This window comes from Cellulomonas sp. NPDC057328 (assembly GCF_042667215.1).
Lineage (GTDB): Bacteria > Actinomycetota > Actinomycetes > Actinomycetales > Cellulomonadaceae > Cellulomonas.
Genome location: NZ_JBHUZW010000031.1, coordinates 24,647 through 36,733 on the forward strand (window position 1 = coordinate 24,647; position 12,087 = coordinate 36,733).

Sequence of the window (12,087 nt, forward strand, 5' to 3'; positions counted from 1 at the left end):
GGACGGGCGCGGCCGGTCGGCCGCGCCCGTCCGCGCGTCACACCGCCCGCAGCGTGAACCGCTGGCAGATGTTGTCCAGCCACGCCCACTGCACGAGCGCGTTCCCCGTCGCCAGCCCGCAGCTCGCCAGGTCGAGCGCCTTGCCGCTGTGCCGCGCGACGAGCCGCACCGAGCCGTCCGGGAGCGGGTCGACGCGCCACTGGCCCGCCGCGCCCGAGCACGCGCCCTGCTGCAGGGCCGCACCGTCCGCCGAGGACCCCGACGCGACCGCGAGGCAGCTGCCGGGGGCCGACGTCGGCTGCACCCGGTAGTACCCGTTGTCCGTGTGGGTGAACGTCCAGCGCTGGCACGCGGCGCCGTTCCACGTCCACGCCCGGACGGACGCACCCGCCGCGGTCGAGCAGTCCGCCACGTCGAGGACCTTGCCGCTCTGGCTGCTCACGACGGCCACGCTGCCCGCGGGCGCGAGCCGCCACTCCTGGCAGGCCGTCCCGTTGGCCGTCCAGGTGCGCACGTTCGCGCCGTCGGCCGCCGAGCAGTCCGCGAGGTCGAGGACCTTGCCGGTCGCCCGGTTGGTCAGGCGCGACCAGCCGTCCGTCGTCGGGGCGATCCGCCACTGCTGGCACGCCGTGTTCAGCCAGGCCCACTGCCGCACGTCCGTGCCGTCCGCGGTCCCGCAGTCCGCGACGTCGAGGACCTTGCCGGTCGCCCGGTTCACGAGGCGGTAGAACCCGTCCGCGGTCGGGTCGAGCACCCAGCGCGCGGCCGTCGGGTCGCAGCCCTGCTGGGCGACGGTGGCGCCGTCGGCGGAGCCGCCGGCCACCCCGGCGCAGCGGCCGGAGCTGCGGTTGGTGAGCGTCCACGCGGCGCCCTCGACCGCGGCGGTGATCGGGCCCATCTCCCCGGAGGGCACGGCCAGGTCGGTCGTCGTCGACACCGGCGCGCCGAGGTTCGGCGTGCCGTCCGCCGCCCAGGTGAACGGCTGCGCACGCGTGGACCGCGTGTCCCCGCAGCCCTGGCTCGTCGTCGCGTTGCCGTGGTAGACGATCCAGTCCTGCGTGCCGTCCGGGGACCGGAAGAACCCGTTGTGCCCGGGGCCGTGGACGCCGTTGGCACGCTGGAAGACGGGCGTCGACCGCTTCGTCCACGCCGACGCCGACATCGGGTCGGCACCGGTGAGCGTCAGCAGGCCGAGCTTGTAGTCGGGGGTGTTGCACGAGCTCGCGGAGAAGACGACGTGCGTGCGCCCGTTCCGCTGGATCACCTCCGGCGCCTCGTTGGTCCGCCCGCCCTGCGTCTCCCAGGAGTGCGTGGGCCGCGAGATGAGCACGCGCGCACCCGTGACGGTCCACGGGTTGCTCATCCGCGAGATCCAGATGCTCTGGTCCGGCCCCTGCCACTCCGACCACAGCAGGTACAGCTGGCCGCCCACCGTCAGGTAGGTGCCGTCGATGTTCCAGGTGCTCGGCATCGGGGTGCTGCGGAAGGTGTACGGGCCCATCGGGTCGTCGCCGGCGCTCTCGAGCACGCGGAGCTTCTGCCCGTCGAGGTTCGCGCTCGTGCCGGACGTGTACATCAGGTACCAGCGCGTGCCGTTCGGGCCGGTCAGGCGGTGGAACTCGGGCGCCCAGAAGTTGAACCCGCTGTCCGCCGCGGTCTCGGACCACACGTGCACGGGTGCGGCGGTGCGCAGGCCGCCCAGGGTCGGGGACTTGCGCATGACCAGCTGCGAGTTCCAGGTCGTCGTCGCCAGGTAGTAGCTGCCGTCGTGGAACTGCAGCCACGGGTCGGCACCGTTGGGCAGCAGCGGGTTCCGAACGGTCTGCTCGCCGACCGCGGTCGCCGCCGGCGCGGGCGCCACCAGGGCGACGACGGCGAGGGCCGCGGCGAGCACGACCGCGACGACGCGGTCGAGGGCGCCGCGCGGGCGCCGGGTGCGTGGGTGGAGGGGCATGTCGTCTCCGATCCGTGTGAACGCTCACAACACACCGCCGGCGGGTGAAGCGCTGCGATGGGTGGTGGGGGCCGTGCGCGCGCGTCGCGTCGATCGCGACCGGCGCCGCCACGGTGCGTGCCGCACGCCGGTGTGCGGTGGTACGGACCGTGGACGCCCCAGGGATAGCGCTCGCCGTCGCTGTTCTGCAACGTTGCACAACGTTTAGCCGACGCCGCGACGAGGCCTCGCCGTCGCGGTGCGCGCGGCCTGTGCGGGGCGCCGTGCCGGTGCCGCCCGGCGGGCGCGGTGTCGAGCGGGCGTGACGTCGAGCGGGCCGGCGTCGTGTGCGCGCCGTCAGGCGTGCGTGCAGTCGGACATGCGTGCCGTCGGGGCTGCGTCGGCTCCGGGCGTGCGCGAGGTCAGGGCGTGCGTGCCGCCGGCGTCGCCGGCGGCACGGTGCCCGCAGGCTGCGCCGCGGCGGCGTCGTCGGCCGCCCCCGGCAGCTCGACCTCGAGGCACGACATCGCCACCGGGTCGCCGCCCGCGAGCGCCGTGACGCGCGCCGCCGCCTCGGAGACCCGCTCCTCGGGGACCCGCCCCTCGAGGACCGCCTGCACGAGCGCGTCGCGCATCCGCACCGCCTGCCGGCCGTCGGTCGCGAGCACGGCGTCCGCGCCGGCGCCGACCGCCGCGACGGCGGCGTCGGGGAAGTCCCAGCGCAGGTTGACCGCGCCCATGCCGACGGAGTCGGTGATCGCGACGCCCCCGAAGCCCATCTCGCGCAGCAGCGCGTACGCGCGCGGGCTCAGGGACGCCGGCAGGTCCGGGTCGAGGGCCGCGTACTGCAGGTGGTTGAGCATGACGACGGGCACGCCGGCGTCGATCGCCTGCCGGAACGGCGCGAGGTCGGTCGCGTGCAGCTCCTCGAGGGACGCCTCCACGAGCGAGGACTCCCGGTGCGAGTCGACGGTGGAGCGCCCGTGGCCGGGGAAGTGCTTGACGGTCGGCGTGACGCCCGCGTCGGCGAGGCCCGCCGCGTAGGCGAGACCGTACGTGGCGGCCGTGGCCGGGTCGGCGCTGAACGAGCGGTCGCCGATCACACCGCCCGACGGCCCGTCGTCGAGGTCGAGGACGGGTGCGAGGTCGAGGTCGACGCCGACTTGCGCCAGCGCGGTGCCGGTCGCGGCGGCACGCGCGCGGACCTGCTCGGGCGTCTCGCGCTGCGCCATCCGCCGCGGCGACGGGCCCGCGCCGACGACCTCCCGCATGAGGGCGACCCGGCCGGACTCCTCGTCGGTGGAGACGAGCAGCGGACGACCCGCGGCGGCGCGCAGGCCCGCGGTGAGGGCGGTGACCTGCTCCGCCGTGCCGACGTTGGGCTCGGACAGGAACACGCCGCCGACGCCGAGCGCCACGACCTCCTGGGCGAGGGGGTCGTCGGCGGTGCGGACGCCAGGGAGCCCGACGACGAGCGTCGCCGCGGCGCGCCGCTCGAGCGGCGCCGGCGTGCAGGTCGGGGTCGGCGTGGGCGTCGGAGTGGCCGTGGAGGCGTCGCCGGTCGACGACGCGACGGCCTCCGTCGGGTCCTCGGCGGGGTCGTCGAGGGCCACGGAGGCGAGCGAGCCGGCGCCGAGGGAGGCGACCGCGAGCGCGGCGAGCGTCACCCCGCGGGCACGGCCGCGCCAGCGCGGGCGGCGCGCGTGCCGGGCGGGGGCGTCGGCCGGGTCCGCCTGCGGTGCGGGGGGCGGCGGGGACGACGTCACCGCAGCACGCTACGTCGGCGGCGGAGGGGCGGCCCGCGGTGGCCCACCTTCGGGTGACGCGGGTGACGCGAGGGACGCGCCGACGTCGCCGCCACCCCGCCGCGCCGACCTACCCTGGCGGCATGCCGACCCTGCTCGCCGTCTGCGCCGTCCACGCCCTGCGCCCCGACAGCGGGTCGAACGGCGTCACCGCCATCGACAAGCGGTCCGTGGACCGGCCCGTGAAGATCGGCCCGTACGGCGTGCGCGGCGACGTGCAGGCCAACCGCAAGTACCACGGTGGGCTCGAGCAGGCGGTGTACGCGTACGGGCAGGACGACGCCGACTTCTGGGCGGCCGAGCTGGGCCGCGACCTGCCGCCGGGGTGGTTCGGCGAGAACCTGCGCGTGGCCGGCCTGGACCCGACGGCCGCGCGGATCGGCGAGCGGTGGCGCGTGGGCGCGCGCGTGGTGCTCGAGGTGACGGGCCCGCGGACGCCGTGCGCGACGTTCGCGCGGTGGGTCGGCGGCGCGGACGAGCGCGGCTGGGTCAAGCGGTTCGGCACCGAGGGACGCCTGGGCGCGTACCTGCGCGTCGTCCGGGGCGGCGAGGTGGCGGCGGGCGACGAGGTCGTCGTGGAGCCGGCGCCGGCCGACGCCCCGACGGTCCTGGCCCGCTACCGCGGCTGACCGGGACGCCCCACCGGCCCGGACCCGCCCCGTCCCGACCGGACCCGTCCCGCCGTCGAACGGGCCGTCGTGCAGCAGCCGGGCGCCGCCGTGCTGCACGACGGCCGGTTCGGTGGGCCGGGGGCGGGTCGAGGGGCGGGTCGAGGGGTGGGTCAGAGGCGTCCGATCGTGAACGACAGCAGGAAGCCGACCGTCGCCAGCAGGCCCGCGTACAGGTGGGTGCGCTCGAACGCCTCGGGGATCATCGTGTCGGCGACCATGGCGAGGATCGCCCCGGCGGCGACGGCCGTGATCGCGGCGACGACGCCCCCGGACGCCCCCTGCAGCAGCAGCGCACCGAGCGCCGCCGCGACGCCGCTGGCCAGCGCGATGCCGCCCCACACGCCGAACACGTAGCGCGCCGACCGGCCGCCCCGCTTCATCCCCGCGGCGCTCGACAGCCCCTCCGGCAGGTTCGAGATCGCGATCGCCGCCAGCACGGGCACGCCGACGCCGCCCCCGCCCAGCAGCGACAGCCCGAGCACCACCGACTCCGGCACCCCGTCGAGCAGGGCGCCGACGGCGATCGCGGCGCCGCTGCCCTCGGCGTCCGCCCGCGGCTGCTGGTCCCCCGACCGCTTGCGGTGCCGGGCGCCGTGCCGCGCCAGCGCCACGTTCGCCGCCACGTACGCCACCGCCCCGCCCAGGAACCCCGCGGCCGTGACGGCGAGCCCGCCGGTGCGCTCCGCGTCGTCGACGAGGTCGAACGCCAGCGCGGAGATCAGCACGCCCGCCCCGAACGCCATCACCCCCGCGACGACCTTCTGCGGCACGCGCACGAACCACGCCACGGCGGCGCCCAGCACCAGCGCACCCCCGGCCGCCAGGCCCCACAGCCCGGCCTCCACCCACACCGGCACGCGGCCCCTCCTCGCTTCGGTCGGTCAGGCCGTCGGACGCGACGACCGGACGGCGCGGCCCGTCAGGCCGACGGCCCCAGCTCGGCGGCGGACACGACGCCGCGGACGAGGGGCAGGGCGGCGCGCGCGTCGTCGGACGCCTGGTCGACGACGACGGACAGCCCCACGAGCTCACCCCCGCACTGCTCCACGAGGGCGCGCGCGGCCAGCGCCTGCGCACCGACCTCCACCCAGTCGTCGACGAGCAGCACGCGGTCACCCGGCTGCACGAGGTCCGACCGGGTCGCGAGCTCCCGCCGGCGCCCCCGGTAGTCGAAGTCGGCGCGCCGCCGCACGACCGGTCCGGGCAGCATGCCGCCGTCGGTCCGCACCGGCACGAACCCGGCCCCCAGCTCGACGGCGACGGCCGGCCCGAGCACGAACCCGCGCGCCTCGATGCCGACGACGGCGTCGACGTGCGCGTCCTGGAACGGCTCCGCGAGGGCACGCACCACGGCGTGCAGCGCCGCCGGGTCGCGCAGCACCGGCCACAGGTCCGCGTCGCCGTCGACCCACCGGAAGCGCGCGAGCACGGCGGCGCGCGCCGCGTCGAGGACCGGGTCGCCGCCCATCCTCCGACGCTACGACGTGCGCGAACGCGCCGCCCGGCGGGTCGGCGGACCCGGCGCGGCGGGCCGCGGCGGACCCGTCGGCCGCGGCGGACCCGTCGGCCGCGGCGCGGTGGGCCCTCAGCGGACGCCGTGCGTCTGCAGCCACATCTCCAGCACCGCGAGCGGCCACAGGCGGTCCACGCCGGTCGGGCCGCGCTCCTCGCCGGGCCGCTCGAGCAGCGGCGCGACGTACTCCGGGCGGATCAGGCCGCGCGCGCGGGCCGTCGGGGACGTCAGCACGTCCCGCACCAGGTCGAGGACCGCTCCCTCGAGGTGCGTGACGGCGGGCACGGGGAAGTAGCCCTTGGGCCGGTCGACGAGCTCGGCGGGCAGCAGCCGGCGCGCGACCGTCTTGAGCACGCCCTTGCCGCCCTGCGCGGCCAGCAGCTCGGGCGGGCAGGCCGCGGCGAGTTCGACGAGCTCGTGGTCGAGGAACGGCACGCGCGCCTCGAGCCCCGACGCCATCGCCATGGAGTCGAGCCGCATCACGGGGTCGTCGACGAGCATCACCTCGGTGTCGAGGCGCAGAACCGCGTCGAGGCTGGTCTGCGCGCCGGGGCGTGCCAGGTGCGCGGCGACCAGCGGGCGCGACGGGTCGTGGTCCAGCCGCCACGCCGGCCCCAGCACACGTTCCGTGCCGGCGTGGTCGCGCTCGAGGTAGCGCGCGGCGTACGCCTCGGCGAGCTCGTCCCGCGGGACGTCGCGCAGCGGCGCGTGCCAGTGGTAGCCCGCGAACACCTCGTCGGCGCCCTGCCCCGACTGCACCACGCGCACGTGCCGGCTCACGTGCTGCGCGAGCAGGTCGAACGCGACCGTGTCGTGGCTGACCATCGGCTCGGACATCGCGGCGACGGTGTGCGGGAGGGTCGCGACGACGTCGTCCACGCCCGCGACGACGCGGTGGTGCTCGGTGCCGAGGTGCCGCGCCACGGCGTCGGACCAGCGGAACTCGTCGCCGTCGCGGCCCGGCGCGTCGAAGCCGATCGAGAAGCTCGCCAGCCCTGTCTGCCCGGCCTCCGCGAGCAGCGCCGTCACGAGGCTCGAGTCCAGACCGCCGGAGAGCAGCACGCCGACCGGCACGTCCGCCACGGCGCGGCGGCGCACCGCGGTCCGCAGGGCGTCCTCGACCGCGTCGGCCCAGTCCTCGGCCGACCGGCCCGCGTGCTCCGGCCGGCGCACGTGGTCCGGCGCCCAGTAGCGGTGGTCGCGCTGGCTGCCGTCGCGCTCGACGACGCGGACCGTCGCCGGCGGCAGCTTCTCCGCACCGCGCACGAGCGTCCGCGGCGCCGGCCCGACCGCACGCCACGACAGGTAGTGGTGCAGCGCCACCGGGTCGAGCGTCGTGTCGACGTCCCCCGCCTCCAGCAGCGCCGGCAGCGTCGAGGCGAACCGCAGGCGGCCGGGCGTGCGGCTCACGTACAGGGGCTTGACGCCGAGGCGGTCACGCGCCAGCACGACCCGGCCGCTGTCGCGCTCCACGACCACGACGGCGAACATGCCGACCAGACGGTCGACGAACGCGGTCCCCCACCGGTGGTACGCCTTGAGCACGACCTCGGTGTCGGACGTCGAGGTGAAGCGGTACCCGTGGCCGTGCAGCTCGGCGCGCAGGTCGCGGTAGTTGTACACCATCCCGTTGAGCACGAGCGCGAGCCCCAGCTCGTCGTCGACCATCGGCTGCGCACCCGCGTCGCTCAGGTCGACGATCGCGAGCCGCTGGTGCCCGAGGGCCACCCGGCCGTCCGTCCAGGTGCCGGCGCCGTCCGGCCCGCGCGGGGCCAGCACCTTCGCCATCCGCTCGATCGCGTGGACGTCCGCCCGGCTGCCGTCGAACGTCACCTCACCGCAGAGCCCGCACATGCGCCGTCGCACCCCTGGGACGTCACCGGGCCCGATCCTGGACCCTCCGTCCCGGCAGGTTCGCACGGCCCCGCGGCGACCGCCCGGCGGACGCGCCGATCCGGTGCGCTCCCGCGTCCCGGGCGAGCTCGGCCCGCAGCAGGGCGTCGACCGCGCCGTCCAGCAGCAGGTGCTCGAGGTTCTCGTCGGCCGCCCACGCCGCGAGGCGGTCGGCGACGGGGCCGACCGTGCGCCCCAGCGCCCGCAGGTCCGTGTCGACGGCCCGGGCCGTGGCGCCCGTGAGCGGGGCCGCGCCCGCCGCGTCGGGCTCCGCGACGAGCACGTGGTGCTTGCGCAGCGCCCGGGCCAGCTCGCCGAGCGGGTCGTGGTGGTCGTCGACGCGCAGGTCGACGCGGTCCGCGCTGCGCAGGTGCAACGTGCCCTGCCCCGCGGCCACGAGCAGCGCGGCGCTCTGCCGTCCGCGCCGGTCGCCGCCGGCCCGCTCCCCCGCCACCAGGCCGGCGAGCAGCCGGTCCGCGAGCGTCCCGCCCGCCGCCTCGAACGCCTCGACCATCGCCGGCAGCACCCCGTCGCCCGCGAGCAGGTTGCCGACCGCGACGCAGTCGTCACCCACCGCCTCGCCGGCCACCGGGCCGCACGCCGAGCCCGTCCACGTCGCCGGACGTCCCGTCGCCGCGAGGACGGCGAGCTGGCGGCGCGGGCGGTCCGGGTCCCCCTCGACGAGGAGGTCGACGGTGCGTCCCGCGGTCAGCCCGGCGCGCAGCGAGCGCAGGCCGCGCTCGCGGAAGGACACGTTGGTCGACGCCTGGGTCGCGAGCGCGCCGACACCGGCAGCCACGGCGGTGACGGACGCGCCGACGGCGAGGTACTTCGACGCCGTCGCGACGCCGAACGTCTGGCCGTCGGCGTCCCGCGCGACCAGCGAGTACGTCACCGTGCCCCCCGAGGACCTCCGCGGCGCCGCCGTGCGCGGTGCGCTCCCAGCGTGGCACCGGGCGGGCGGGCGCGTCGCGACGACCACGCCCGCGCGGGGGCTCGCGGGGTGTCGATCGGGCGCCGCCGGGATCGTCATCACCACGTCGGGCACCCGCCCCGACCGCGGGCCGCGCACCGGCCGGCCCGCGTCCTACCCTGTCGACGAGGTCGGCACGGACCGTCCGAGGAGGACGCCATGCGGTACACGCTCCTGCTGCACTACCCCGAGATGTCGCCCGAGGAGCTCGGCCCCGAGGGGCAGGAGCACGGGCAGCGCGCGTTCGGCGCGTACGCCGCGACGCTGCACGCGGCCGGCGTGCTGGTCAGCGGCGAGGTCCTGCAGCCGTCGGTCGCGACGACCACGGTCCGCTCGGTCGACGGCGCGCTGCGGGTCCAGGACGGGCCGTTCGCGGACACGAAGGAGCAGCTCGGCGGCACGTTCGTGATCGACGTCCCCGACCTCGACGCGGCGCTCGCGTGGGCGCGGCAGGCGCCGTCCGTGGAGTGGGGGCCGGTCGAGGTGCGGCCGGGGGCCGTGCACGTCGTCGACGGCTCCTGGACGCCGAACGCGTGAGCGCCGACGAGGCCCGGGCGGCCGCCGAGCGCGCCGCCCGGGACTCGTACGGCCGCCTGCTCGCCCTGCTCGCCGCCCGCTGCGGTGACGTCGCCCTCGCCGAGGACGCGTTGTCGACGGCGTTCGAGCAGGCGCTGCGCACGTGGCCGGACGGCGTCCCGCGCAACCCGGACGGCTGGCTCCTCACCGTGGCCCGCAACCGTGTCCGCGACGTGTGGCGGTCCGCCGCGCACCGCACGTCCACCCCGCTCGACGCGCTGCTGACCGGCGCCGCCGACGACGCCCGCCTCGCGCGCGCGACGGCCACCGACCCGTTCGCCGACGTCGACCCCGACGCCGTCCCGGACCGCCGGCTCGCGCTGCTGTGCGTGTGCGCGCACCCCGCGATCGCCGCGGACGTCCGCACGCCGCTCATGCTGCAGACCGTCCTCGGGCTGGAGGCGGCGCAGGTCGCGCGGCTGTTCGCCGTGCCGCCCGCGACGATGGCGCAGCGGCTCGTGCGCGCCAAGCGCCGCATCGCCGCGGCCCGCGTCCCGTTCGTCGTCCCCGGCCGCGCGGCGCTCGCCGAGCGGCTGCCGGCGGTCCTCGAGGCCGTCTACGGCGGCGCGGCGGCCTCCTGGCGGCAGGACGGCCGCGGCCTCGCCGGGGAGGTGCAGCACCTGGCGGTGACGACGGCCGCGCTGCTCGACGACGAGCCGGAGGCGTGGGCGCTCGCCGCGCTGGTCACGCTGGCCCTCGCGCGGCGCGTGCGGGGCCCGTTCGTCCCGCTGGACGAGCAGGATCCGGCGGCGTGGGATGCGACGCTGCTCGCCGAGGGCGAGGCGTACCTGCGCCGCGCCGACCGGGCGGCGCACGGCGGGCCGCCGGGACGGTTCCGCCTGGAGGCGGCCACCCAGGCCGTGCACGCCGACCGGCGCCGCACCGGCGTCACCGACTGGGCGGCGCTGCGCACCTTGTACCGCGCGCTCGACGCGGTGGCCCCGAGCCTCGGCGGGCGCGTGGCGCTCGCCGCGGTGACGGGACGGGTCGACGGGCCGGAAGCCGGCCTCGCCGCCCTGCCGCCCGAGCCGGTGCCGCCCTTCCAGCCGTGGTGGGCGGCGCGCGCGGACCTGCTCGCGCGGGCGGGCCGGGACACCGAGGCGTCGGCGGCGTACGCGCGCGCGGCGGAGCTGGCCGACGACGCGGGGGTGCGCGCGTACCTGGGCGGACGCGCGCGCGACCTCGCCGCCCGCCCGTGAGGACGGCGCGCTCAGCCCACGTCGCCGTCGACGTACAGCCACCGGCCGCCCTCGCGGACGAAACGGCTGCGCTCGTGCAGCAGGCCGGGGCCGTCGGCCCCGCGGTGCCGGGCGACGAACTCCACGACGCCGGTGTCGTCGAACGGTCCACCGGCCTGCGTGCGGAGCACGTCGAGGCGCCGCCAGACGACGCCGTCGTCCAGGTCGAGCCGCGCCGGGCGGGTCGAGCGGTGCCACGTGCTGCGCAGGTAGGCGGCGTCCCCGGTGGCGAACGCGGTGTAGCGCGAGCGCATGAGCGCCTCGGCCGTCGGGGCGGCCGCGCCGCCGGCGAGGAAGCGGCCGCAGCACGCGCCGTACGTGTCGCCGGACCCGCAGGGGCACCGGGCGTCGTCGGGGGGTCGCGTCGGGGTCGTCATGGTCCCGGCATACCACCCCGCGGCGCGTGCATGCCGCCGCCCGGTCCTGCGCACGCCCGCTCCTGCACACCCCCGGTCCTGCACACGCCTGGTCCTGCGCCGCGTCGTCGCCGGGGCACCGTCGTCCGGACGGGTGAACCCGCTGTCGGCTGTCACACGCAGGGGCGAGGTCACGGCACCATATGGGGGTCGTGCGTCGTGCCGCTCGCCGACCACGGGGGCGACCGCCCGAGACGCGGCCGCCCCCGAGGTATCCCCCATGCGTACTTCCCGCCTGCTCGCGCTGCCCGTCGGCGTCGTCCTCGTCGCCGGCCTGGCTGCCTGCGGCGGCGGCTCGACCACCGCCGAGTCGACCCCCACCACCGAGACCTCCGCGTCGGCCACCCCGACGCCCACCCCGACGCCGACCGTCGACGGCCTGACCGTCGAGAACGCGTTCGCCCGCCTCTCCGCCGCGGAGTCCGTCGCCACGAGCTACGACGTGACGCTGTCGATGACCGGCCCCGAGACGATGGAGATGACCGGCTCGGCCGACCTCGCGGACGGCAAGCAGAACGTCGCGATGGTCCTGCCCGACCCCGACCTCGGCTCCATCGAGGTGCGCTTCGTCGACGGCGTGCTCTACCTCGGCATGGGCGAGCTCACCGGCGGCAAGTTCCTCCAGCTCGACCCGAACGACGCGTCGAACCCCCTCGCGGCGGGCTTCGCCGGGTTCGCGGACAGCATCGGCGGCAGCGAGCTCGCCGGCATGGAGCAGGCGTTCACGAGCGTCACGCCCGTCGGCGAGCCGGAGCAGCTGGACGGCGTCGAGGTGCAGGCGTACGAGATCGTCGTCGACACGGCGAAGATCTCGCCCGAGGCCGGGCAGGAGCTCCTCGCCGAGGGCCTGGCCCAGCTGCCGCCGACCATCACGTACACGTACTGGGTCGACGCCCAGGACGTGCCGCGCAAGGTCGTCTACGAGCTCATGGGCACCACGACGACGATGCTCATGCGCAACGTCGGCGCCGGCGCGCCGGTCGTCGCGCCGACGCCCGACCAGATCACCACGGAGATGCCCTTCTGAGGCGTCCACCCGAGCACCGAGCGGCCCGTCGCACCCCTGGGG

At 77.2% G+C, this 12,087-nt stretch carries 11 protein-coding genes; 4 read left to right on the forward strand and 7 right to left on the reverse strand.

From position 1 onward, the window contains the following. Positions 1-37: 37 nt before the first annotated feature. Positions 38-1,954 carry an RICIN domain-containing protein gene (locus tag ACFUMH_RS08035; protein ID WP_378203081.1) on the reverse strand — a complete coding sequence of 639 codons (1,917 nt, stop codon included), beginning with the start codon at positions 1,952-1,954 and terminating at the stop codon, positions 38-40. Positions 1,955-2,355: 401 nt separating this feature from the next. After that, a complete protein-coding gene (locus ACFUMH_RS08040; RefSeq protein WP_378203084.1) occupies positions 2,356-3,699 on the reverse strand; it encodes a glycoside hydrolase family 3 N-terminal domain-containing protein in 1,344 nt (447 codons plus the stop codon). Between the two features lie 122 nt (positions 3,700-3,821). On the opposite strand from ACFUMH_RS08040, the gene ACFUMH_RS08045 reads away from it, so the two are divergent. Continuing rightward, on the forward strand, positions 3,822-4,367 hold the full coding sequence (locus ACFUMH_RS08045; protein WP_378203087.1) for an MOSC domain-containing protein: 546 nt from the start codon (positions 3,822-3,824) through the stop codon (positions 4,365-4,367). 152 nt (positions 4,368-4,519) lie between these two features. On the opposite strand, the gene ACFUMH_RS08050 is transcribed toward ACFUMH_RS08045, so the two are convergent. From ACFUMH_RS08050 to ACFUMH_RS08065, 4 genes are all read right to left on the reverse strand, one after another. Then, positions 4,520-5,266, reverse strand: coding sequence for a ZIP family metal transporter (locus ACFUMH_RS08050; protein ID WP_378203090.1), 747 nt, complete (start codon positions 5,264-5,266; stop codon positions 4,520-4,522). 62 nt (positions 5,267-5,328) lie between these two features. Then, entirely contained in the window at positions 5,329-5,877 is a 549-nt protein-coding gene (locus tag ACFUMH_RS08055; RefSeq protein ID WP_378203093.1) for a phosphoribosyltransferase family protein, read from the reverse strand. Positions 5,878-5,994: 117 nt separating this feature from the next. Further along, on the reverse strand, positions 5,995-7,776 hold the full coding sequence (locus ACFUMH_RS08060) for an N-acetylglutaminylglutamine amidotransferase (RefSeq protein ID WP_378203095.1): 1,782 nt from the start codon (positions 7,774-7,776) through the stop codon (positions 5,995-5,997). A 22-nt stretch (positions 7,777-7,798) separates the two neighbouring features. Beyond that, positions 7,799-8,710 (reverse strand): DUF1028 domain-containing protein, encoded by a 912-nt coding sequence (locus ACFUMH_RS08065; protein WP_378203098.1) that lies wholly within the window; start codon positions 8,708-8,710, stop codon positions 7,799-7,801. Positions 8,711-8,947: 237 nt separating this feature from the next. Between ACFUMH_RS08065 and ACFUMH_RS08070 the strand changes: the two genes are divergently transcribed. Beyond that, positions 8,948-9,325: a YciI family protein gene (locus tag ACFUMH_RS08070; protein WP_378203101.1), complete on the forward strand. Its 378-nt coding sequence runs from the start codon at positions 8,948-8,950 to the stop codon at positions 9,323-9,325. After that, the gene (locus tag ACFUMH_RS08075; RefSeq protein ID WP_378203104.1) at positions 9,322-10,563 is read left to right on the forward strand and encodes an RNA polymerase sigma factor; all 1,242 of its coding nucleotides are present in this window, start codon (positions 9,322-9,324) and stop codon (positions 10,561-10,563) included. Before ACFUMH_RS08070 ends, ACFUMH_RS08075 begins: the two co-directional genes overlap by 4 nt. Before the next feature lie 11 nt (positions 10,564-10,574). Here the strand turns inward: ACFUMH_RS08075 and ACFUMH_RS08080 are convergent, their stop codons facing one another. Then, a complete protein-coding gene (locus ACFUMH_RS08080) occupies positions 10,575-10,979 on the reverse strand; it encodes a YchJ family protein (protein ID WP_378203107.1) in 405 nt (134 codons plus the stop codon). A 259-nt stretch (positions 10,980-11,238) separates the two neighbouring features. Here ACFUMH_RS08080 and ACFUMH_RS08085 point away from each other — a divergent pair, with 259 nt between their 5' ends. Continuing rightward, entirely contained in the window at positions 11,239-12,045 is an 807-nt protein-coding gene (locus ACFUMH_RS08085; RefSeq protein ID WP_378203108.1) for a hypothetical protein, read from the forward strand. Positions 12,046-12,087 lie beyond the last annotated feature (42 nt).